This window comes from Streptomyces sp. NPDC051987 (genome assembly GCF_040680735.1).
Taxonomy (GTDB): Bacteria; Actinomycetota; Actinomycetes; order Streptomycetales; family Streptomycetaceae; genus Streptomyces.
Map to the genome: position 1 here is coordinate 1 of NZ_JBFAXI010000088.1, position 21,627 is coordinate 21,627.

The 21,627-nt window shown below is 67.6% G+C and carries 18 protein-coding genes and 1 pseudogene; 7 read left to right on the forward strand and 12 right to left on the reverse strand.

Annotated features, from left to right (window positions below; all coding sequences use genetic code 11):
- Nucleotides 1–116 precede the first annotated feature (116 nt).
- From AB0M11_RS32815 to AB0M11_RS32835, 5 genes are all read right to left on the reverse strand, one after another.
- Nucleotides 117–416 carry a hypothetical protein gene (locus tag AB0M11_RS32815; RefSeq protein ID WP_365711763.1) on the reverse strand — a complete coding sequence of 100 codons (300 nt, stop codon included), beginning with the start codon at nucleotides 414–416 and terminating at the stop codon, nucleotides 117–119.
- A 167-nt stretch (nucleotides 417–583) separates the two neighbouring features.
- Nucleotides 584–1,831, reverse strand: coding sequence for a hypothetical protein (locus AB0M11_RS32820; RefSeq protein WP_365711764.1), 1,248 nt, complete (start codon nucleotides 1,829–1,831; stop codon nucleotides 584–586).
- Between the two features lie 501 nt (nucleotides 1,832–2,332).
- Complete coding sequence (locus tag AB0M11_RS32825) at nucleotides 2,333–3,238, reverse strand: VOC family protein (RefSeq protein WP_365711765.1); 906 nt, start codon at nucleotides 3,236–3,238, stop codon at nucleotides 2,333–2,335.
- 107 nt (nucleotides 3,239–3,345) lie between these two features.
- Entirely contained in the window at nucleotides 3,346–4,419 is a 1,074-nt protein-coding gene (locus AB0M11_RS32830) for an amidohydrolase family protein (protein ID WP_365711766.1), read from the reverse strand.
- Between the two features lie 44 nt (nucleotides 4,420–4,463).
- Nucleotides 4,464–4,967 carry a hypothetical protein gene (locus AB0M11_RS32835; RefSeq protein WP_365711767.1) on the reverse strand — a complete coding sequence of 168 codons (504 nt, stop codon included), beginning with the start codon at nucleotides 4,965–4,967 and terminating at the stop codon, nucleotides 4,464–4,466.
- A gap of 276 nt (nucleotides 4,968–5,243) precedes the next feature.
- On the opposite strand from AB0M11_RS32835, the gene AB0M11_RS32840 reads away from it, so the two are divergent.
- Both AB0M11_RS32840 and AB0M11_RS32845 read left to right on the forward strand, forming a co-directional pair.
- Entirely contained in the window at nucleotides 5,244–6,530 is a 1,287-nt protein-coding gene (locus AB0M11_RS32840) for a helix-turn-helix domain-containing protein (protein WP_365711768.1), read from the forward strand.
- 465 nt (nucleotides 6,531–6,995) lie between these two features.
- Nucleotides 6,996–7,367, forward strand: coding sequence for a DoxX family protein (locus tag AB0M11_RS32845; RefSeq protein ID WP_365711769.1), 372 nt, complete (start codon nucleotides 6,996–6,998; stop codon nucleotides 7,365–7,367).
- A gap of 44 nt (nucleotides 7,368–7,411) precedes the next feature.
- Here the strand turns inward: AB0M11_RS32845 and AB0M11_RS32850 are convergent, their stop codons facing one another.
- Nucleotides 7,412–7,912, reverse strand: coding sequence for a VOC family protein (locus AB0M11_RS32850; RefSeq protein WP_365711770.1), 501 nt, complete (start codon nucleotides 7,910–7,912; stop codon nucleotides 7,412–7,414).
- A gap of 117 nt (nucleotides 7,913–8,029) precedes the next feature.
- On the opposite strand from AB0M11_RS32850, the pseudogene AB0M11_RS32855 reads away from it, so the two are divergent.
- From AB0M11_RS32855 to AB0M11_RS32865, 3 genes and pseudogenes are all read left to right on the forward strand, one after another.
- A pseudogene (locus tag AB0M11_RS32855) lies at nucleotides 8,030–8,152 on the forward strand (IS481 family transposase); the annotation flags it as partial.
- A 483-nt stretch (nucleotides 8,153–8,635) separates the two neighbouring features.
- Entirely contained in the window at nucleotides 8,636–9,259 is a 624-nt protein-coding gene (locus AB0M11_RS32860; RefSeq protein ID WP_365711771.1) for a hypothetical protein, read from the forward strand.
- Between the two features lie 104 nt (nucleotides 9,260–9,363).
- Nucleotides 9,364–10,371, forward strand: coding sequence for an amidohydrolase family protein (locus AB0M11_RS32865; RefSeq protein ID WP_365711772.1), 1,008 nt, complete (start codon nucleotides 9,364–9,366; stop codon nucleotides 10,369–10,371).
- Nucleotides 10,372–10,751: 380 nt separating this feature from the next.
- On the opposite strand, the gene AB0M11_RS32870 is transcribed toward AB0M11_RS32865, so the two are convergent.
- A complete protein-coding gene (locus AB0M11_RS32870; RefSeq protein ID WP_365711773.1) occupies nucleotides 10,752–11,729 on the reverse strand; it encodes an Lrp/AsnC family transcriptional regulator in 978 nt (325 codons plus the stop codon).
- A 116-nt stretch (nucleotides 11,730–11,845) separates the two neighbouring features.
- On the opposite strand from AB0M11_RS32870, the gene AB0M11_RS32875 reads away from it, so the two are divergent.
- Nucleotides 11,846–13,303 (forward strand): carboxylesterase family protein, encoded by a 1,458-nt coding sequence (locus AB0M11_RS32875; RefSeq protein WP_365711774.1) that lies wholly within the window; start codon nucleotides 11,846–11,848, stop codon nucleotides 13,301–13,303.
- A gap of 550 nt (nucleotides 13,304–13,853) precedes the next feature.
- On the opposite strand, the gene AB0M11_RS32880 is transcribed toward AB0M11_RS32875, so the two are convergent.
- From AB0M11_RS32880 to AB0M11_RS32900, 5 genes are all read right to left on the reverse strand, one after another.
- A complete protein-coding gene (locus tag AB0M11_RS32880; protein WP_365711775.1) occupies nucleotides 13,854–15,176 on the reverse strand; it encodes a D-arabinono-1,4-lactone oxidase in 1,323 nt (440 codons plus the stop codon).
- 52 nt (nucleotides 15,177–15,228) lie between these two features.
- Nucleotides 15,229–16,500: an MFS transporter gene (locus AB0M11_RS32885; RefSeq protein WP_365711776.1), complete on the reverse strand. Its 1,272-nt coding sequence runs from the start codon at nucleotides 16,498–16,500 to the stop codon at nucleotides 15,229–15,231.
- 56 nt (nucleotides 16,501–16,556) lie between these two features.
- Nucleotides 16,557–17,759, reverse strand: coding sequence for an amino acid deaminase/aldolase (locus AB0M11_RS32890; RefSeq protein ID WP_365711793.1), 1,203 nt, complete (start codon nucleotides 17,757–17,759; stop codon nucleotides 16,557–16,559).
- 112 nt (nucleotides 17,760–17,871) lie between these two features.
- On the reverse strand, nucleotides 17,872–18,738 hold the full coding sequence (locus tag AB0M11_RS32895; RefSeq protein WP_365711777.1) for an SDR family NAD(P)-dependent oxidoreductase: 867 nt from the start codon (nucleotides 18,736–18,738) through the stop codon (nucleotides 17,872–17,874).
- 75 nt (nucleotides 18,739–18,813) lie between these two features.
- Nucleotides 18,814–19,785, reverse strand: coding sequence for an SMP-30/gluconolactonase/LRE family protein (locus AB0M11_RS32900; RefSeq protein WP_365711778.1), 972 nt, complete (start codon nucleotides 19,783–19,785; stop codon nucleotides 18,814–18,816).
- A gap of 143 nt (nucleotides 19,786–19,928) precedes the next feature.
- On the opposite strand from AB0M11_RS32900, the gene AB0M11_RS32905 reads away from it, so the two are divergent.
- Nucleotides 19,929–21,470: a succinic semialdehyde dehydrogenase gene (locus AB0M11_RS32905; protein WP_365711779.1), complete on the forward strand. Its 1,542-nt coding sequence runs from the start codon at nucleotides 19,929–19,931 to the stop codon at nucleotides 21,468–21,470.
- The last annotated feature ends 157 nt before the right edge of the window (nucleotides 21,471–21,627 follow it).

Below are 21,627 nucleotides of genomic sequence, written 5' to 3' on the forward strand. Positions count from 1 at the left end.
TCTTCCTTTTTGTGTCGGGGGGTTTGGTGACACGCATGTGTTTGATCGTTACTTGTGTGGGCCCGCGTGGGCTTGCTCGGGGGGGGGGCGACGTCGCCCCCCGCCGACTGACTGCGTCAGATGGGATCCGTCATCTCCTCCATGAGTTCCGGCAGTCTGCGCAGCCCGGATAGCGTCTGGTTAAGGAGCCGCACGGTCCTATCGGCCTGCTGCTGGCCGATGGGTTGGGTGACAGACACCGCCCGGCTCTGGTCCGCGAGGTTGCCGAGGAGTTCGCCGCTTGATGTGCGGCGCCCTTCTCGCGACCTGGTCTCCTCGTCACCGGCCAAAAGGTTCTCAGAAGAGTCGTTTTGCAAGGTTGGCAACTGAGGGTCCGTCAGCGGTGGCGAGCAGCGCTCGGAGGTCTGCGCAGGCATCCTTATGAGCGGCGGAGTCCATGCCCGTTTTTCGCAGTGCTTTAGCCCAGCTGACATCGTCGCCGGTGTGGGGTGTGAGCATTGCTAGGCCGGGTTCGCCCTCAACTCGGGTGGTGAGGGCACCTTGCAGAGCGGGCCAACCAGATGACGACATCACGCATTCAAGGTCAGTAACCAGCAAGTACGCGTTTGACGATCGTTCGCGTTTCCTCGGCGGAGATGAGATCCTTGCGATTTATTGCGGCCTGTTTGATCGCCATCAGGATTTCCCGTCGCGTTGCCTCCGGGACGTCGGGGCCTGCGCCGTCGATGGCGTCGAGAGTTGGTAGTCCTGATCCCTTTCCGTACACGACGCGTGGTTCGGGCTGTCCGACTTCGGACCAGTGGAACGGAAAGAGCTCAAGAGGATAGTCTGCGGCACACCGGGCCCAGAAACCGGCAACAATACCGGACTCGATCTCGAAGAGCCGGTCTCCGACCACTGGCGCGTTCGAAGGTACGCGATGCCCGCTGCGTTCCTGTACAAGACGCGAAAGGGCATGGAATTCATGTGTGTCGAGATTGAGTTCCAGTCCGTACATCGCGATCAGCGCCATGGCGAGCGGCTCCATTGCGCAGTTGCCGGCTCGCTCGCCGAGACCACTGACGGTGGTGTGGACGACTTCGACGCCCGACGCCACCATGGCGACGGAGTTGGCGACGGCGAGTCCGAAATCGTCGTGCATGTGGGCCTCAAGGGCTACGCCTGGAAGGCGGTCTTTGACCTTGCGCACCCAGTACGGGATCGCATGCATGTGGACGCCCCCGAACGTGTCGACAAGTGCGAGGGCGTCCATGTGACCTTCTGTAGCGACCTGTTCAATGAGGTCGAGGTACCAGCTCATCTCGGCCCGCGAGGAGTCGATCGTGAAGAAGGTGGTCTTCAGGCCGGCTTCCTTGGCTGCAAGGGTGGCTTCGATCGACAACTCGACGGCTCGCTCAAGATTCCATCCGTAGCCTCGGTCGATGAGGTGGGTTGACGAAGGGATCTCGACGACGACGCCGTCGACTCCACAGGCGGCAGCTCGCTCGACATCTGCAACCATGCATCGAGCGAACGCGTAGATCTCCGGTCCGAGCTGGAGTTCGACGATGTCCTTGATTGCGGCTTCGTCGTCCGGAGACACGATCGGCATACCGGCTTCGATTCGGTCGACGCCGGCGGCGGCGAGCCGTTTGGCGATCGCGACCTTGTCGTCGCGGGTGAGCACGACGCCTGCTTGCTGTTCGCCGTCGCGCAGTGTGGTGTCGTGGAAGAAGACCTGTTGCGGAAAGTCGAGCGATTCGCGTGATGAGGGTTCCCAGTTCCATGGGCTGGTGAACCATCGTCCGGGCCGCTCGTGTCCGGGATCAGTGTGCGTGTGATGTCTTGTCATGGAGGCTCCCTGTTGGGTGGAGGTCTCGGTTGTGGACCGTGATCGGCGGCTCGAGCCGGAGGGATGAGCGGGGCCATCGCGGCTCGGACGGCGCATCGTTGAGAAGGCGAACGCCACATCCACTCGCAGTGTGGAGGCGACTCTCCCGCCCAGACGGCCTCAGCGCGATCCGGTTGGGACGATGCAGGTGGCGTGCTCGGGACACAGCAGTGCGGCCGAGTCGAGTGCGATCCGCCCGGGCAAGGCCGTGTCGACTACGACTCGGCTCTCCCCGAGTCGAGCGGGCCTCTGGCGCTGCGGCGGCGCGTGCAGGAGGTGAGTGACGCTGACGCGGGCGGGCCGGCCGACGCGACGGCCGAGCACGGGCCGCGTGGACGACTGCGTCGTGGGCCAGGTTCAGCACCCTTGAGGAGTGGTAGACCAGCGTGAATCCGACGTCCGTGATCGCGGGCAGCGCCGAGGGCGGATCGCGGTGAGGGTCCCCTGCAGTTCCATCGAGTCTTAGTCCGCGGGCTCGAGGGCCTGGAAGTCGAAGAACATGGGGTCGTACTCGTGGCCCCAGTACTCCGCGGGTGCTTGCAGCATGCCAGGAGTGCGCTCGTCCGTGATGCGCTGGCCGCCGTAGCCGTACTCGAGATCCCAGCCCGACGGCGTGCGCACGTAGAACGACAGCATCATGTCGCCCATGTGGCGGCCGAGATCTGCGGTGATCTTCAGCTCCGGGTGGCGCTTCGCAAGGGTGTAGGCGCGGCCGACGTCGTTGATCTCCTTGGCCTCGACCATGATGTGCTGGAGTCCCCGCATGCCCGGCACGACCATGTGTGCCGTGCTGTGGTGCCGCGGGTTCACCCGGTAGAAGCGCATCGCGTCCCCGCCCCCGACGATGACTGCGTCCGACACCTTCGCACCGAGGACGTCCACGAGCATCCGGTGCTCGGCCTCACCGTCCGGAACGACGACGTTGACGTGGCCGAGGCCCTGGTCGCCGGTCTGGAACCCGCTGTGCGGGCGGGGCGGAAGGAAGGAATCGTCTCGTCGGGACGGCAGGACGAACAGCTCGTAGCGGAAACCCGCCGGGCTTTGGAAGTAGAGCATCTCGCCGACCAGCCGATCGGCGCACTCGCCCGCGTCCGCCACCTTGTAGGGGATGTTCTGCCGCGACAGTTCCTCCTGTGCGTTGCCGAACTCCTCGTAGGACGCGAGTTCCCAGCCCTGGTAGGACATCCTGTTGCGCTCTCCAGGATGGATCGAGATCCGATAGGCGTTGTCGTCGATCTTGAAGCGAACGGCACCATCGGAACCGGGCTGACCGAGCTGGAACGCGAAGACCTCAGGTCCGATCTCGTTCCAGACGCTGTGCTTCGGCGACTCGACGCCGACGTAGCCGAGGCTTGCAACTCGAATCATCGATGTCCCTCCAGACTTGGCGAAGGCGTTGACCTCCGCGGAATTTGATCTTCAAAGCATGAATCCGGGGGCGACGATGTGGCGCCGCCCCCGGAGGGCGTTGCGCTCTAGCGGCGTGCTTCCAGCTTCCTGACGCGCTCCTCGAGGCCGAAGAGCTGGGCTGCGTTGGTCGAGAGGATCTTGCGCTCGGACTCCTCGTCGAGGCCGAGCTCCCTGACGTAGGCCGCACCGTTGACGCCGTCCCAGCCGCCGAAGTTGCTGCCGATCAGCACGTTGTCGGCGCCGGCGAAGTCGACCAGGTACTGGCGGGCCTTCGGATCGTGCACGACCGAGTCGAAGTAGAGGTTCTTGAGATAGGTCCGCAGCGGCTTCTGCGCCTTCTGACGCGTGACCGTCTGGCCCTCGCCCATCTGGGACTGGGCCTGCTCGAGCCGGCCGAACTGGTACGGGATCGACCCGCCGCCATGGGTGATCGACACCTTCAGGTTCGGGAACGCGTCGAACACCCCGCCCAGGAGCATGCTGCTGATCGCCAGCGTCTCCTGGTGGAGGTAGCCGACCATCCACGTCATCATCGCCCCCCGGGACCAGTCGAGCTTGGCGTCCCCCTTGCCCACGTTGCCCGGGTCGCCGTCCTGGCCGACCGGATACGGGTGGATCAGGATCGGCGTGTTCGTCTTCTCGGCGTGCTCGTACACCGGCCAGAAGTACTCGTCAGCCAGCTCCCGGCCGACCGCCTCCGACCCGATGTAGATGCCGCGCCCACCGATCGACCGAGCCCGGTCCATCTCATGGATCGACGCCTCGATGTCCTGCAACGGCAGCGTGGGGATGAAGAACAGCCGATCCGGGTCCGCCTCGCAGAACTCCGCGAGCGCATCATTGACCTCGGCCGCCCACTTCACACCGAGCTCGCGCTCCAGCCAGTACAGCACCATCATCGGGGCGATCGACACGCCGAAGATGTCGATGCCCGCCTCGTCCATCCTGGCGAGACTGTTCGCCGGATCGGAGATCCGGCCGGTGACGAGACCCTCGGCGACGATGGTGTAGTTGCCGATGCGCAGCGTCTCGTCGCCGTTCTCGGCGCGATACACCTCCGGCCCGAACGGGCCGGCGTGCCCCATCAGCCGCATCGGGATCACGTGGCCGTGGATATCAATGGTTACAGCGTCTGACATGAGAACCGTTCCCTTGGTCAGTTGTCGGAGATGAGACGTGGGCGTCAGCTCGCGCAGAGCTCTTCGGCGCGGGGGACGAGGGCTCCATCCGCGACCACGGCATGAATTGCGCTCTCGGGCCGGCAGCCGGAGTGGGCGGTATTGGAGCGCATGATTGGACCCTGGACGCCCCAGACGTCCTGGGCCTCGAGGACAACCTGAAGAGCGTCGGGCTGGACCGACCGAGCCGCCTCGACAGCGACGTACAGCGTCTCGACGGCGTCGTAGCAGTAGGTGGTCGGGGTAACTGCCAGTTGCGCGACTGGGATTCGAATGTTGCTCTGGAACAGCTCGTCCAACTCGGTTTGGTCGGGGTGGTCTTCGAAGAAGGACGGATCGACGTCGGCGGGCCGGACGAACCCGCGGGCACCTTCGACGGCGTCGCCAACAATCTCCAGGAAGTCGCGATCGAGGCCTGACGCCCCAAGCAAGAGCTTTGCGTAGGTCAGCTCTCCACTGGCAGAGCTGGTCGTGGCCTCCTCGACCCGCTCTCTGGTCTCTGTGATCACATGAACACCTCGTCTCGTTCGTCGCTGGTGTCCCAGGCAAGCCAGTCGCGGTGACTTCCCGACGCCCTGACACGGCGGTCATCCGATCCGGCAGGAAGGGCTCGGCCTGGCCGTCGTGGGGCAAAGGGCCGTTGCCACCAGCAATTAACCATGGTGTTACGTTGGCCACCATTGGCTGGGAACACAGGCCTCCAGGCGATGACTGGCTCCCGCACCAAAGCGGCAATGCCGCGGTGTCGCCGGATTTCTCAGGCGGAGAGAAGGAAGAGGACGCCCATGCAGTGGCTCGGGAAGCTGTCGGCCACACGCGCCGAAGGGCATGACCTGGAATGTCTGGGAGCCGATGCCGAGCGAATCCGGAAGGCATGGGGCCCGGGCGCGGTGCTGTGGGCAGCCGAGGTCGGCGAGCGTGTCATCGAGAAGGCGGGGCAGGAACTGCCCCTCCTCGGCGGAAGCAGGTCGATCGTAGATGCCCTTCGCCCGTCGACGATGTCGACCACCTTGCGCGTACTGGCAATCGTCTCCGGATGCGCGGAGCCAGGGGCTTCGGTGGTGACCGTCGAGGCCGAGGAGGCCACGCGAGACATAGCACGCCGTGGTCTGAAGCTGCACGAGTGGACCCGCTCGATTCGCTTCGGCCACGCGGTGCTCACGACAGCGTTCTTCGACGCCATCTCCGCCGCGTCACCCCCGTACCACGACGACGGCGAGCTGCGGCGAGTGACCTTGCAACTGTTCCAACTGATCGATGAGTTCATCGCCGCCATGTCGACGGTGTTCCTCGACGAGCAGGGCGCTTGGAGCGCCAGCAGGTCCGCGGCACAGCTCGAGCTGGTCAGGAAGGTGATCGAGGGAACTCCGGTCGATCACACCGCGGCCGAACGACTTCTCGACTACCCGTTGACCGGAACACATCTGGCAGTCATCGCCTGGCGCATGTCACCGAGCGAGGGCACCGCACACGGTCTTCGCGAAGCCATCGACCCGGTGCTGCGCTGCTGGGGCACACCAGAGGCGTCGCTGGTAGTACCGGTGGGATCCAACACGTTGTGGGCGTGGGGTGCCTTCGAGTCGAAGGCGCATCTCACGCCAGGTGCGGTGCTGCCCGAGTTCGACGACGCCAAGGTCGTCGTCGGACAGGTCGGGTCGGGGGTCGAGGGGTTTCGGCGCAGTCACCGCGAGGCACGCGCGGTGGAGCGACTGCTCCGCCGCGGATCTGATCGGCAGCGCGCCTCCCTGGCCCATCAGGACGTCGACCTGGACGTCCTTCTGCTGGAGGATCGGGAAGCCGCGCACCAGTTCGCCGCGCGTCACCTCGGCCCCCTCGGTGCCGACGACTCGCGCATGGCCGAACTGCGCAGCACGCTGCGTCGCTACCTCGACACCAATCACAGCCTGGCAAAGGTGGCTGCCATGGAGCAGATCTCACGCAACACGGTGACCTACCGTGTACAGCAGGCGTTCACCCTGTGCGGCCACTCCGGGGACGGCCCCACCGACAAGCTACGCGCAGCCCTCACCGTCGCCGAATGGCTCCTCGTCTCACCACACACAGGCCAATAGCGTCCGCCGAAGCAGCCTGACCAGCACAATTAATGTACCGGGGTTGGCCGACTGCCCACGTTCGGGCGGCCCTTGGCCGACCTGGTCGGTACCGCCGCGCCGAACGTGCGGCTGCGGTTCCAGCACAGCACCGAACGGGTCGTGCAGCAGGCGCCGGACAACCTGCGCACGGCTGGTCGCGGGGACCGACCGGATCGGCCTGATGCCCGAACGGTCGCGTTCCCCACGCTCTCCGGGTTCCGATCACCGTCGTCCAACCCGCTTTCGAGATCGGCCACTTGGTGGAGTCCCTGTGGTGGCATCCCCTCCATGCGCGGAACCGGCCCACCTGTGGCTGCGCCGCATGGCCGCCCAGGTCGGCCAGACCGTCGAGAGCGGCCTATGGTTCAAATTTGTAGCATCATGCTAGCCTCCAGATGTCCAAATTTGGACATCTCTTGCCCTCGCATGCCTCCGGAGTGCTCAGTGAACATCCTGTTGTGGGTTGTCCAGTCCCTCCTCGCCGCCGCCTTCCTCGCCGTGGGCGCCATGAAGATCTTCCGGAAGAGGGCTGAACTCGCGGCCACCTTCGGCTGGGTCGAGCAGTTCTCCGACCTGAGCGTGAAGGCGATCGGCGCCCTGGATGCCCTGGTCGGCTTCGGCCTGGTGCTCCCGGGCGCCACGGACGTCGCCCCGATGCTGGTCCCCTGGGCGGCGCTCGGCGGGATAGCGCTCGCGGGCGGCGGTTCGGTGGTCCACCTGCGCCGGTCCGAGACCCAACTCGCCGCCGTGAACGTCGTCTACATAGCCCTGCTGGCCCTGATTGCCTGGGGCCGCTTCGGCCCGTACGCCTTCTGACGACCCGAGGCCGGGCCGGCCGGACCAAGTGGGCTGAGCGGGGCTCAGGTGGCGGAGCCGGCCGCCGCGCCGGTGTCGAGGTCGGCGCCCCAGCGGTCGACGGACTCCTGAAGGTCCAGCGGCAGCAGTCGGGCCTGCTCGTCCTTGCTCGGCCAGTCCTCGCGCGGCACCCGCCACATCACCTCGAACTCGATGCCGTCGGGGTCCTTGGCGTAGAGCGACTTCGACACCTGGTGGTTGGTGGCGCCGACCAGCGCGCCGCGCCGCTGGAGCTTCTGCGCGATCTCGGAGAGCTCGCCGAGCGTGCCGACTTCCCAGGCCAGGTGGTAGAGGCCGACCTGTCCGGGCGTGGGGCCGCCGGCCTGGGTGCCGACCGCGAAGAGGCCGAGGTCGTGGTGGTTGATGGTGTCCTTCGCGCTGAGGAAGGCGGCGCGGCCGGGGATCTCGTCGGCCACCTTGAAGTCGAGGACGTCGGTGTAGAACTCGACGGACCGGGCGACTTCGCGGATGTAGAGGACCGCGTGGTTGAGGCGTCGTACAGGCATGGTGGGGAGGTCCGTTGCTTGAGGGTTCAAGTGTCAGCCGTCAGCGTAGAGCGCGTAAGTTGAGAGTTCAAACATTTAGCTCAGAGTGTTACGCCAGGTCCGGTCCGGCCGCGGTGTGACCGGTCCTCGCGGCCTCACCGCGACCCGGCCCGAACCCCACAGCCGCAGGTCCGCAAGATCGTGCATCTGTGCTGGGAGCAGCGGCTGGGCCCGGTCCAGATCGCCGGCCGGCTGGGCATGCACCTCCACCTGGGCCGACTCGCTGTCGGTCGGCGAGGCGAAAGCGCGATCGCTGGAGGAGATCGTGAACAGCCCGTATCCCTCGGCCTGCATCCGTCTCGTGTGCGCCAGCAGCGCGGTTTCCGTGGCGTCCGGACCCGGCGCGACACCCGGAGAGGCGCGAGGTTCAGGCAGGCGAGCGCCGAGGCCGTCGGGTCGTCCTCGGCGTCGTTGGCGGCGCAGGCCGCCACGGCGTGATGGTGTGGTCCGGCGGAGCCGGTCACGATCTTCGCCTCGGTGGTCGTGCTGTCGGAGTTGCGGAGGCGGATGCCGCCGCCGATGTCGAGTGGCTGCAGCGGCATCGGGCGGGGCGTTCCCGTCGGCGGTGGTCCGACCGCAGCTTGCGGCGGCGCCTCGGGTTGGCATTCCCGTGTTGAGCACTCGTCACCTCGTTACCAACTCTTTGGCAACTGTCCAGTTATATACATGTGTAAACTACTGGTCATGGAAGCGAGTCAGTCGACAGACCCGGTGGAACACGTCGCGACGCCACGCAACCGCACCGGCGGCTCCGACCCGCGGGTCCGGCGGACTCGCCGCTCCCTGCAGGAAGCGATGGCGAGCCTTGTCGAAGAGGCGTCACCGGTGACCATGAGCGCGGTGGCACAACGCGCGGGACTGAGCCGTCAGGTGCTGCACAACCACTACGACTCGATCGAGCCCCTCGCAGCGCAAGTGCTCGTACGTCGCATACTCGAAGGCGCCGGGCACGAGGTCCCGCCGGAACCGGAGACCGCGTTGCAAGCGCTCGTCGACGCGGTGCGGCGCGATGGACTGGCTCCGTTCCTCGCGTTCATCCAGCGCGACCGAGACGTGTTCCTCGCGCTGCGCGAACTCGCCCACGGACAGACCACCGCGATGCTCGCGCAGGTGTTCTCCGGGCTCGTCAGCGGACACCCGGACATCGACGAATCTGCCGCCGCTGACAGAGAAGCAGCGCTGTTCGCCGCTGGAGGGATGACGACCCTGGTCGACGCATGGCTGCACATGCCCGCGCCACCGGACGCGGCGGCGCGGGCAGCGCTCCTTGAGCGCTACGCGCACGCGGTCTTCACCGCACGACGCTGAGGCACCACAGCGAGGAAGTCACCGCAGCCGACCCCTCCGCTGTCGGACAGCGACACAACCGACGAGACCGACCGACCCGGCCTCCAGAGAAAGGCCGCACCATCATGAAGATCATCGCGTTGGAAGAGCACTTCGTCGTCCCCGAGCTCATGGACGCGTGGCAGGACGGTCCGGACAAAACCGAGGAAGACAGTGCGCTTGAGCGGGCGCGCCGCGTGCAGCGGGCGCTGCTCGACACTGGTGAGAAGCGGATCGCCGACATGGACGACCAGGGTGTCGATTTGCAGGTCCTCTCGCTCACCTCGCCCGGCGTACAGAACCTGCCCGCCCCGGACGCGGTCGGCATCGCGCGGCAGGCCAACGACGCCCTCGCCGACGTCGTCGCCGCGCACCCCGACCGGTTCCAGGGCTTCGCCGCGATCCCCACCCCGGACCCGGCAGCGGCCGCCGCCGAACTGGAACGCGCCGTCGCAACTCTCGGATTCCCCGGCGCACTCATCAACGGGCGCACCGGCGACCTGAGCATGGACAGCCGCGTCTTCGACGACCTGTACGACGTCGCCGAACGACTTGGGGCACCCATCTACCTGCACCCCCAGGCACCCACTGCCCCGGTCCGCGACGCGTACTACTCCGGCTTCGGCGACCTGGACTTCATCCTGTCCTCGCCGGCCATCGGCTGGCACTACGAAACCGGGGTGCAGTTCCTCCGCATGGCGATCGGCGGAGTATTCGACCGGCACCCCGGCATGCAGGTCGTCCTCGGCCACTGGGGCGAGCTCGTGCTCTTCTACCTCGACCGAGCGCAGCCGGTCCTCGAGCAGGCCGGCCTGCACCTCCAGCGCCCGCTGTCAGAAGTGGTCCGGGAGAACGTCTGGGTGACCGGCAGCGGCATCCTCTCCGAGCGGTACTACCGCTGGGCGTGCGAGGTCGTCGGCGCGGACCGCATCATGACTGCGACCGACTACCCCTACATCGACAATTCCGGCGGCGCCGCCCGGACCTTCATCGAGAGCCTGCCGGCGACCGAAGCGGACCGCACCGCGACCGCGTCGGGCAACTGGGAGCGACTCACCGCACGTCGAGCAGGGCAGAGCAGCCCGAACGCGTGACGTGTCCCAGCTCCACGGTGCAGAAACGTCGAACACGGTCTGTTCATCCATGGAGGCAACGGTGACGGCAGCAGCACCCCTTCCACAACGTATTTGATCGTGTGCTGCTCCCTTTCATGCTCATGCGCGCCACTGTGATCGGCAGGTGGCGGCTCGGAGATCGGCCACCTGACTGACTCCATCCGCAGTCGCCCTGCGAGGTGGAAGGCACTCCAGATGTCAGGGACCCTGCCGTAGCCGATGCTCACCGAGACGGTGCGCGGTCCCGCCCTGTCTCCACGGTCGACTGCGCAGCCGAAGTAATGGCCAGGGCTTGCTCATGTCCGTTGTCCACGGCTGAACGGGCATGAGGGCCTGTCTGACCGCAGCCTGTGATCGGCTCAGAGGCTGCCCGGGCGGACCAGGCTGGTCCTCTTCACCCCGGTCAGGATGGGGGTGACTTCAAGGGTGGTGATGTGTTCGAGGGCACCGATGGTGTCGCTGAGGAAGTGGTAGAGCGCGTGGAGGTCGGTTGCCGCGACGGCCACGAGGAGGTTGGCCGATCCGGTGGCGGCGGAGGCGAAGCGGACCTGGGGGTGGCGGCTGAGTTGTTGTCCGGTTTCCTCCAGGCCGCCGGGGGCCACGGTGATCCACAGGAGGGCTTCGGTCCGGATGCCCAGCCGGGCCAGGTCGACCTCGGTCGCGAGTCTGAGGACCTGGCCGTCCACCAGTGCCTCCAGCCGGCGGCGGGCGGTGAGGGCGGTGGTGTCGGCGCGGCGCGCGAGGTCGGTGTAGGAAGCTCGGCCGTCCTCGATCAGTGCGGTGATCAGCTGGTGGTCGAGGGGCTGGGGGACGGGCCGGGTGGGTGCCGCGGTCATGTCGGGCCGCAGGCTGGTCAGTTCGGTCTGCGTCAGCAGGCCGCCGCTCCAGTCGAAGGCGGCGGGGAAGACCCGGAGCAGGACGTGTGAGGTCCAGGACTGGACCGCGGGGGTGGCAGGCAGGTCCCGCAGCAGGAGGTTGTTCCGGGCGTCTGGTCCGTCCAGGAACAGGATGGTGCAGATCTCGTCTCCGCCGCCGAGGACGTCCACCCAGATGGTGTCGAGGCGGCGGGCGAGGGTGGCGGCGATGGCGCTGATCCGGTTGGGCTTGCACCTGATGCGCAGGGCCAGCGGAATCAGCTCGGGGAAGTGCACGGGGTTGCGTACGGCCGTTGCCCGCAGGGTGCCGTCGCCGAACAACGGTGCCGTACGCCGTACGACGGTGCGCTCCGAGATGCCCAGGACCCGGCCGACCGTACGCCAGGAGGCACGCGGGGCGGCCAGCAACGCCGCGGCGATCCGACAGTCCGTTTCACTCAGCTGTTGGCGTACTGTCTCCATCAAACGAGATCCTACGTCTCACTTCCTCGATCCACCCGGTCATTTCTGGCTCAGATTCTCGCCTCGGCCTAGAAACATCTCAGGACAACCGAGACGAGAGAAAGCAGGTGAGCACGATGACTGCGGGTATCGAGCACGCAGTGGTGGATACCGGCCGGGGCAAGGTCAAGGGAGTCGCTCAGGGCGAGGCGCTTTCCTTCCGGGGCATCCCGTACGCCGCGTCGCCGGTCGGAGGGCTGCGGTTCGCCGCGCCGCAGCCGCACCCGGGCTGGACGGACGTGCGGGACGCGGCCGCGGCCGGCCCGTCCGTTCCGCAGGCGGCCTCCCGGCTGGAGAAGGTGCAGGGGAAGCGGGTACCTGACTGGAACGAGGACGGCAGCCTGACCGTCAACGTCTTCACTTCGCGCCGGGCGCTGGAGGACGGCGCCGCCCGCCCGGTGCTGGTCTGGTGGCACGGCGGCGGCTTCACCAGCGGCTCCGGCGGCTGGGACTGGTACGACGGCGGCCGCCTCGCCGCACTCGGCGACATTGTCGTCGTCACCTCCAACTACCGGGTGGGCCCACTGGGTTACCTCTACCTGCCCGAGATCGGCGCGGCGAACCTCGGTCCCCAGGACCAGGCCGCCGTGCTGTCCTGGGTGCAGAACAACATCGCGTCTTTCGGCGGCGACCCGCGCGCGGTCACCGTCGGGGGGCAGTCCGCCGGAGCGTACTCGGCCCTGTCGCTCGCGCTCGACCCCGCGACGAACGGATCCATTGCCCAGGTGCTGCTGCAGAGCGGTCCCTTCGGCCTGAACCCGCAGGATCCGCACCAGGCCGCCGAGAACGCCGACGCCTACCTGCGCCTGCTGGGCATCCCGAACGGCACGGACGCCGCCAAGGCCCTGCGCACCCTGCCGGCCGAGCAGTTGCTGGACGCCTACGGCCGCCTCTCCGTCCAGCTCGCGGCCCCGGGCAGCGCGGCTCCGCCGATGTACCCGGTCCTCGGCGCCCCCGGCATGCCCCGCACCAGGCAACAGGCCCTCACCGACGGCGCCCTGGAAGGCAAGCCCCTGCTGATCGGCACCACCCGCGACGAGATGACGGCCTTCTTCGCCTTCGACCCCCGCATCCAGAACCTCACCACCGACACCGCCCTGGACCTGCTCACCGCCCAGATCGGCCGGCAGACCGCCCAGGACGTCTACCAGCAGCACGCCGCCCGCCTCCCGCGGGCGACACCGGCGCAGATCTTCACATCGGTGCAGACCGACGGCCTCTTCCGCACTGGCTCGCTTCAGATCGCCGACCACCACGCGGCCGGCGGCAACACCACCTACGTCTACCAGTTCGACCACGCCCCCACCGAGGACCCCTACGCCCTGGGCGCCACCCATTGCGCCGAACTGCCCTTCCTCTTCAACACCTTCGACTCCTACCCCGGCAGCCCGATCCTCGCCGGCGCCGACGACGCCCAGCGCGCCCTGGGTCTCGAATTCGCAACCGCCGTCGCGGAGTTCGTCGCCACCGGAACGAGTCGCGACTGGCTGCCCTACGCCCCCGCGGCCGCGGCCCGCATCCGCCACTTCGGCTGAGACAGGAGACCTGAGAAGCGATTCCCGAACCGAGGGACACGACTGCCCCTCAAGCTTTTGTGGGCATCGGGCTTGTTCGGGTGATCGCTCCACGGCCGGCGCCGCTCGACGGTACGCCCGGCGAGGGCGGACGTGCGGTCGGCTCTGCCGACGTCAGCGGCGACCTCGCGGGCCGGCGGCTCTGCTCGGCGACTCCACGGTCTTGTCGGTGGTGTTCGGCGCGTTCTCAGGCAGGTTCGTGGGACCCGGGCCTGTCGGAGTTCGGCAGGCTGCTTTGGATGTCCTTAGCCTCGGCCACCGCAAACCGAAGTCGCTCCATCTCCGTGTGCAACTCCTCCACCCGGGCCGAAGCAGCCCGTTCCCGCTCCTCCGACAACCTCACCACCGACGGCATCCGCCACCTCCGACACAGCGAAACCGAACGCAGCGGATCCAGCCTGCCTCCCGGCGCTGATCACATGCCTGACCTGCCAGAACTTGACACTACGTCCGCTTCGGGAGTCGCTTCTCAGCTACCACCTTTCTGCCGCAATCTGTGGACAGGGCCGGGTCAGTCGCCCAGGACTTGCCGAAGGTATGGGTTGCCGAAGCGTCGATCCGGATCGAGGCGGTCACGCAGTGCGGTGAATTCACCGAAGCGTGGGTACGCCGCCGCGAAGTAGTCGGCGTCACGTGTGTGCAGCTTGCCCCAGTGCGGGCGTCCGCCGTGCGCGGTGAAGATGCGCTCCGCCGCGGAGAAGTACTCACGGTAGGGCATGCCCCGGTAGGTGTGGACGGCGATGTATCCGCTCTCACGGCCCGACGCCGTGGAGAGGGTGATGTCGTCCGCGGGTGCCGTACGCACTTCGACGGGAAAGCTGATGCGCAGATCCGAACGGTCGAGCATGGCCTTCAGCTCGCGCAGGGCGTCGATCAGTGCCTCGCGCGGGAGGGCGTACTCCGTCTCGATCATCTTCACACGGCGGGGGGAGGTGAAGACCTTGTACGGGATGTCCGTGTAGGTGCGGGCGGAAAGAGCCCGGCTCGACACCCTCGCTATGGCCGGGACGGCGGCGGGCACGGCCCGCCCCAGCGAGTTGACTGCCTGGAAAACGCCGTTGGAGAGAAACTCGTCCTCGAACCAGCCTCTGAACCGGCTTGTCGGGGCGAGCGGACCTGTGCTGCGGTTGTTGCGCAGGGTGTTGCAGTTGTCGGTGTGCGGGAACCAGTAGAACTCGAAGTGTTCATTCGTCGCGTGGAGTTCGTCGAAGGTCGCGGTGACCCTGTCGAACGTCATCGGTTCGTCGCGCGCGGTGAGAAGGAACAGCGGTTCCACGGCGAACGTGATCGCGGTGACCACTCCGAGCGCGCCCAGCCCGATGCGCGCGGCGGCGAACACCTCCGGGTTCTCGTTCTCCGAACAAGTGAGCAAGGAGCCGTCCGCGGTGACCAGTTCGAGTCCGCGTATCTGTGCTGCGATGGCGGCGGAGTCGCGGCCGGTGCCGTGGGTGCCCGTACTGGTTGCTCCCGCGACGGTCTGCTCCATGATGTCGCCCATGTTCGTGAGAGACAGACCGCTCTGGGCCAGGGCGACATTCAGGTCTTTGAGACGCGTACCTGCTTCGACGGTCACGGTGCCGGCGTTCCGGTCGATCGTGCGGATGCCGGTGAGTCGGTCGGGCCGTATCAGTACGCCCTCCGTCGCGGCCGTGGCGGAGAACGAGTGGCCGCTGCCGACGGGCTTGACCGTCAGGCCGTCCTCCGCGGCCTGGCGCACGACGGCGCGAAGTTCGTCGACCGAGGCGGGGGTGACGTCTCGCGCCGGTCGGACTGCGACATTGCCGGCCCAGTTACGCCACACGCCTCTGTCCGCACCGTGGTGAGTTGTTGCCATTTCCGTCTTCCTTTCTTGACAGCGGCGGGTGGTGGCGCCTTCGCGGCGGCTGCTAGCGGACGGAACGGATGCGGTAGACGAGCAGGGCTCCGATGGTCGCGGTCACGCCCACGAGGGTGAAGAGGAGCGGATAGCCGTGCCGGGAGTTGATGATGACGCTGGCGATCAACGGGGCCAGGGCCGGTGGGATGATGGAGCCGATGTTCATGATGCCGAGGTCCTGGGCACGGCTCTCGGCATCGGGCAGCACCTGGGTGATCAACGCTTGGTCGACGGCCATGTAGGCGCCGAAGCCTGCGCCCATGAGCGCGGATGCCACCAGCAGGATGGAGTAGGTCGGAAAGCTCGCCAGAAGGAAGCCGGACACCGCCTGGAGCAGCGCTGCCAGGGCGACGAAGATCCGTCGCCTGCCGAGGCGGTCCGACAACGTTCCAGCGACAGCGGTCGCTACCAGCCCGGCCAGGAGGTAGACGACGGTGCAGACGAGCAGCCCGCTGTCAGGATCGGGCACCTTGAGTGCGTCGGTGAGGTAGTAGAGCGTGTAGCAGACACCCAGCGAGTTCGCCAGGTTGACCAGCAGTCGTCCGCCGAAGGCCCAGGAGAACTCACGGTTCTTCAGTGAGCTGCCCATGGAGGTGAGCACGGCGCGCAGCCGCAGCGGCGGTTCACTGCCGTAGGCGGCCTCACGGTAATGCAGCAGGAACGGCACCATGCAGATGATCAGCATGGCTGCCATGACGGCGAATGCTGCCTGAGGTGAGAGGGCGAAGGCCGAGGTAACGGCGATGCCGACCACCACGCCGAGGGCCTGAGGGCCGTAGATGGCGCTGGAGATCATTCCCCGCTGGTTCTCGGGGACGCGGTCGGCGATGACGGCGGTCAGTGCGGCGGTGACCGCGCTGAGCCCCAGCATGCTCGCCGACCATGCCACCGTCACGCCGGTGACCGTCGTTTGTGCGCCGGTGACGATCAGTCCGGCGGCGAAGGCGAGGGCACCGCCCGCGAGCCAGAGTCTGCGTCGGCCGAAGCGGCTGCGGGAACGGTCGCACAGCGCGCCGCATATGGGGAGGGCGACGAGCGCGGCCAATCCGGAGACACCGTTGACGACGGCGAAGTCGGAGACCTTCGAGGCCGGGTCGATGGCCTCCAGTTGCTGGGGGAGGAGCAGTTGGAGGGGGACGAGGTTGGCCATCCAGAAGCCGAGCCACACCAGGCCGTACAGACTGGTCCAGCGGCGCGAGACGGGCGCGGCGGGTCCTTGGGCGGTGGCCTGGCCGAGGGGTCTTGCAAGGGCAGGAGCGGGGGAGTCGAAGTCGGGGAGCATCGGGCCTCCGGGAGAAGGTGGGCCGCGGATGTGGGGGATGCGGATGGGGATTTGGGTCAGAGGAAGGCGTGTCCTTCACCCCGATAGGTGGAGGCCTGGCCGACGATGTCGCTGCCGGAGACCAGGTGGAGGGTGTTCACCCGCTCGCACAGTTCGCCGGCTTTGGCGTGCCGGAACCACACGTGGTCGCCGAGCCGCAGCCCGTGCGCTGCCGGACCGAGCACCGGTGTCTGCACTTCCCCCGCTCCTTCCTGCGGGTTCATCCGCAGGCCCCGGGGCCAGGTGAGCGTGGGCAGACGGTCGCGGCCGGGCGGGCCGGAGGCGACCCAGCCGCCCCCGAGCACGGTGGCGATCTTGTCCGTGGGACGGCGTACGACCGGCATGACGAAGTACGCGGCGGGCCGGGGACGGAAGCGCCGGTAGAAGTCGAACAACCCCGGTCCGTACAGGCCCGAACCCGCGCCGATCTCGGTGATGACGTGTTCGGCCGAGGTCTGCTCCACGGAGCCGGTGCCGCCGCCGTTGACGAATTCCAGCGGGGCGACGGTCTCGACCGCGGCGATCGCGGCGGCGCGCCGGTCGGCCAGTTCGCGTGCGGAGAGACGTTGCATGGCGCGGAGCGCGGCGCGCTTGAGAGGGGAGCCGGGCTGGTTGTCGCCCATGCCGGCGATCTGTCCTTCGTAGGACATGACCCCGGCCAGGTGGAAGCCCTGACGGCTCTGGATCGCCCGGGCGAGCGCAGCGGCCTGGTGCGGGGTGTGCACGGGTGAGCGGTACGGGCCCAGGTGGATGCGCCCGCCGGCCAGTTCCAGGGAGGCGTCTAGATCGATGCACAGCCGCAGAGGTGGGTGGGCGGCACCGATGGCCTCGTCGATGAAGTCCAGCTGGGCGACGGAGTCGATCATGAGGGTTATGCGTGAGGCGGCCCGCTCGTCCTTGGCCAGCTGTTGCAACGCGGTGCGGTCCGCGGTCGGGTAGCCGATGACCACGTCCTCGTGGTCCTCGGCCAGCCAGAGGGCTTCGGGCAGGGTGAAGGCGAGAATGCCCCGGTAGCCCTGGCGCTTCAGGACACGCTGGATCAGGTCGCGGCTGCGGACCGACTTGCTGGCCAGGCGGATCGTGGCGCGACCGCCCGTGCGGTGCACCAGATCGCCTGCGTTGGCGTCGAAGGCATCAAGGTCCACCACGGCGAACGGCGGATCCAAGTGCTGGGTGGCCCGCTCCAGTTGGGCCATCCGGACCTCGCTGAAACCGGCCATGGCGGAGGCGGCCGATTTCACGTCCGGCCAGGACGCCACATGTGCGCTCACATCCGCACCCTTTCTCGGTAGTTCAGTGGACCGGCCTGGTAAGCGGCGGCCGGGAACCACGTCAGACGTTCGAGCGGTCCGAAGGCCGCGCCGCATCGGACCGGCGGCGGCCCGTGGGGGCGATGATTCGCTCTCGTTGCTTTCTCCCCTTGGCCTCGGCGAGCGGGATCACCCACCGCATCAGGCGGGGGAAGACGCCGGCGATCCGCTGGACACGTCCGCCCAGGAGAGGGAACACCACCTCGACCGGCTTGGAGACGATCGCGTCGACGACGGTCTCGGCGATCCGCTCCGGTGCGAACGACTTCTCGGCGAAGGCGATGGCGCAATCGGGGTCGGCCAGCTCCTGCTCCAGCATGTCCGTGCGCGTGGACGGAGGATGAATGATCGTGAAGTCCAGTGGCCCGTCGCGTTCCTCCAGGGCCACGCTGTGGTGAAAGGCCCGCAGCCCGTGCTTCGAGCCGCAGTACGTCGCGTATCCGGGGAGCGGGAGGAACGACGTCATGCTGCAGACGGTGATGATGTGGCCGCGGCCCTGCGCCCTCATCCGCTCGATCGCCGTGCAGGTGCCGGTGATCGCGCCGAGCAGGTTGACCTCCAGGATGTCGCGGTGCTGGCGCGGGCTGAGGTCACTCGCGTGGCCGGTGTGGGTGATGCCGGCGTTGTTCACCAGCACGTCGACGGCTCCGAACGCGGCCTCGGTCGCTTCGAAGGCCTTGACCCACGCCGCAGGATCCCGGACGTCCAGGACACAGCCGGCGGCCCGGCTGCCCAGACTGAGCGCCCTGGCCTGTACGGCCTGCTCGTTGACGTCGGACAGCATCACCCGGTGGCCGCGTGCGACCGCCGACTGCGCGATCGCGGCCCCGATACCGGAGCCTGCGCCGGTCACGAGAAGGACCCGGCTGTTCTCAGACACGTCATTCATGGCGAAAGAGTCTCCTGGTCGTATGTCCAAGTCAACTGTCCGATAGGGGATCGTCAACGATTGTTACCTGGGGATTCACAGCCGTAGCATCTCGATGCGGCCACCGTTCAGCTCTGCGGCGCGGACGGGATCGTCGGTCGGCGCGGTCGCGGCGAACAGGGTGCGCCCGTCCTGGCCTGCGACCAGGCAGCTCAGGGTGTTCTGGCTCGTCGTCACGCGGTCGAGGACACGACCCTCCTCGGCCATGCGCACGCATTCGCCGCGCAGCGCGTTCGCGATCCACATCGTCTCGCCGTCGCTGTGCCAGGCGATGCCGTCGGGGGCGATCGGTGAGGCGGAGCGCTTGGCGATGGCCGGGTGGTCGAGGAGTGCCGAGATCCTGCGGGTGATCCGGCCGAGAAGCCCCGGATGGTTCACCGCATGCCACAGGGGCGGAGAGATCAGCGGGGCCCAGGGGCGCGGCTGCCCGAGTGTGCCGTCGGGGAGCACCGGGAAGGCGGTGAGCCGCATGGCCAGGGTTTCGGCCACCACCACGGTGGCGCCGTCGGCCGTCAGGACGCATCCGTTGGGGAAGAGCACCGGCTCGGTCACCCCGAGCAGGGTTCCGTCCGGGGCCAGGCACGCGATCGGTGCCTTCGTCGGGCCGGGCGGCGCGTAGAGCATGGCGTTGGCGTGCTCGCGGACGAACGCGTGGTAGTCAAAGCCGAAGTTGCCCACGTATGCACGTCCTTGCGGGTCGACGAGCATGTCGTTGACCGGGCCGCCGACAAGGTGCCGCAGATCCGCGTGCTCGACGAGCTCGCCGTCTGTTTCCAGTCGGTACACGACGCCTCCGTCCATGGAGGCGACGAGCATGCGCCCGTCGGGGAGCCAGCCGAGTCCGCCGGCCCGGCCGGGAACCTTGAGGACCGTCTCGGCCTCTCCCGTGCCGTCCCAGCGGTGCACCGTGCCGTGCGCCAGGTCGGAGAACCACAGGGCTCCCTGATGCCAGCGCAGTGACTCGGGAACGCCGAAGCCGCTCAGCGCGACCGATGTCGTCCGTTTCATTCCAGCCGCTCCTTGGTGACGGGCCTCGGGTGGGGTGTCTCTGCCGTCCAGCAAGTTGGTCATCCGTACAGGACGCTTGACTTGTACGGGTGACCGTCTCATTCTGGGCAAACCGAAGTCAACGTTCCGGCAGGAGTTTTTCCGTGGCCCAGACTCGATCGCTCACGCCCGACGGCGCCCGGGCGGACGCACCCATCGCAGTGGACAATCCGGCCACCGGAGCAGTGGTCGGCCACGTCGCAGACGCGTCGGCGCAGGAGGTGGCGCAAGCGGTCGCACGAGCCCGGCAGGCACAACCTGGCTGGGCTGAGCTGAGCGCCCGAAGCCGTGCGGCATTCTTTACGCGTGGTCGCGAGTGGGTGCTGACTCACCGGCAGGAGATCATCGACTCCATCGTCGCCGAGAACGGCAAGACCCAAGAGGACGCGATCGTCGAGATCGTCTACTGCGTCAGCGCCTTCGCCCACTGGGCCAAGCGTGCACGGCACTACCTCGCCGACACGAAGATCCGCTCGCTCTCGCCGTTCGTGCTCGGCCGCAGCATGTACACCCGCCGGGTGCCACTCGGTGTCGTCGGGGTCATCGGCCCCTGGAACAACCCGTTGATCAACTCCTTCGGTGACGCCATCCCGGCCCTGGCCGCCGGCAACGCGGTCGTCCTCAAACCCTCGGAGTACACACCGCTGACCGCGCTGCTCATGGAGAAGATGACCCGTGAGTGCGGCTGGCCCAAGGACGTCTTCCAGGTCGTGACCGGCGCCGGCGCCACCGGCCAGGCCCTGGTCGACGCCGCCGACTTCGTGATGTTCACCGGATCCACGAAGACCGGCCGGGCCGTCGCCGCACGGGCGGGCGAGCGGCTCGTCCCGTGCTCACTGGAACTCGGCGGCAAGGACGCTCTGATCGTGCTGGCCGATGCCTCGCTGGAGCGGGCGGTGAACGTCACCCTGCACGGTGCTCTGTGCAACGGGGGGCAGATGTGCACCTCGGTGGAGCGTGTCTACGTCGAGGAGCCGGTGTACGAGGCGTTCGTCGACAGGCTGCGCCGGCGGTTCGAGGAGGTCACCTCCGGCAGGCCGGCAGGGCTGGGCAGTACCGATGTGGGCGCCATGACCTTCCCGGCGCAGATGGCGATCGTCGAGGACCACGTCCAGGACGCCGTGAGCCGAGGAGCGCGCGTCCTCGTGGGGGGCCACGCCGCCCCCGGCCCGGGCCGGTTCTTCGAACCCACGCTGCTCGTCGATGTCGACCACACCATGAAATGCATGCGCGAGGAGACCTTCGGACCCACGCTGCCCGTGATGAAGGTCGCCAGCGCCGAGGAGGCCCTCCGGCTCGTCAACGACAGCACGTACGGCCTGCAGGCCTCCGTCATCAGCTCGAACATGAAGCGTGCCCGGCACCTCGCGGAGCGTCTCGAGGCAGGCTGCGTCACCATCAACGACGCCCAGACCAACTACATGGCCTTCGGCCTGCCCATGGGCGGCTGGAAGGAGTCGGGCCTCGGCGTACGGCACGGCGCCGAAGGAATCCGCAAGTACACCAGGCTCCAGGCCGTCAGCGTGAACCGCTTCCCGACCCGCCGCGACCTTCACATGATCCCGTTCGACCCTTCGGCCTACCGGTCCATCCTGCGCCTGGTGGACCTCATGTACGGCAACCGCCTGCGCCGCCGGAGCAAGTGACCGCGCCATCGCCCACCAGAACACGAAAGGCCAGATCCCGACGACCACGGCAAACGCCGCCCCGCACATGCCGGTCGGCGCCATGCCCGAGGGCGTCACCCTGCCGCTGCCCCAGCAGAACCCGAGAGGGCGTTATCTCCCGTTGTCTCATCCAGTG

What these genes read in the sequence shown, in the direction of transcription:
- AB0M11_RS32815 (WP_365711763.1), bottom strand. Translation starts at nt 416, where the DNA reads ATGCCTGCGCAGACCTCCGAGCGCTGCTCGCCACCGCTGACGGACCCT.
- AB0M11_RS32820 (WP_365711764.1), bottom strand. Translation starts at nt 1,831, where the DNA reads ATGACAAGACATCACACGCACACTGATCCCGGACACGAGCGGCCCGGA.
- AB0M11_RS32825 (WP_365711765.1), bottom strand. Translation starts at nt 3,238, where the DNA reads ATGATTCGAGTTGCAAGCCTCGGCTACGTCGGCGTCGAGTCGCCGAAG.
- AB0M11_RS32830 (WP_365711766.1), bottom strand. Translation starts at nt 4,419, where the DNA reads ATGTCAGACGCTGTAACCATTGATATCCACGGCCACGTGATCCCGATG.
- AB0M11_RS32840 (WP_365711768.1), top strand. Translation starts at nt 5,244, where the DNA reads ATGCAGTGGCTCGGGAAGCTGTCGGCCACACGCGCCGAAGGGCATGAC.
- AB0M11_RS32850 (WP_365711770.1), bottom strand. Translation starts at nt 7,912, where the DNA reads ATGCCTGTACGACGCCTCAACCACGCGGTCCTCTACATCCGCGAAGTC.
- AB0M11_RS32860 (WP_365711771.1), top strand. Translation starts at nt 8,636, where the DNA reads ATGGAAGCGAGTCAGTCGACAGACCCGGTGGAACACGTCGCGACGCCA.
- AB0M11_RS32865 (WP_365711772.1), top strand. Translation starts at nt 9,364, where the DNA reads ATGAAGATCATCGCGTTGGAAGAGCACTTCGTCGTCCCCGAGCTCATG.
- AB0M11_RS32870 (WP_365711773.1), bottom strand. Translation starts at nt 11,729, where the DNA reads ATGGAGACAGTACGCCAACAGCTGAGTGAAACGGACTGTCGGATCGCC.
- AB0M11_RS32875 (WP_365711774.1), top strand. Translation starts at nt 11,846, where the DNA reads ATGACTGCGGGTATCGAGCACGCAGTGGTGGATACCGGCCGGGGCAAG.
- AB0M11_RS32880 (WP_365711775.1), bottom strand. Translation starts at nt 15,176, where the DNA reads ATGGCAACAACTCACCACGGTGCGGACAGAGGCGTGTGGCGTAACTGG.
- AB0M11_RS32885 (WP_365711776.1), bottom strand. Translation starts at nt 16,500, where the DNA reads ATGCTCCCCGACTTCGACTCCCCCGCTCCTGCCCTTGCAAGACCCCTC.
- AB0M11_RS32890 (WP_365711793.1), bottom strand. Translation starts at nt 17,759, where the DNA reads ATGGCCGGTTTCAGCGAGGTCCGGATGGCCCAACTGGAGCGGGCCACC.
- AB0M11_RS32895 (WP_365711777.1), bottom strand. Translation starts at nt 18,738, where the DNA reads ATGAATGACGTGTCTGAGAACAGCCGGGTCCTTCTCGTGACCGGCGCA.
- AB0M11_RS32900 (WP_365711778.1), bottom strand. Translation starts at nt 19,785, where the DNA reads ATGAAACGGACGACATCGGTCGCGCTGAGCGGCTTCGGCGTTCCCGAG.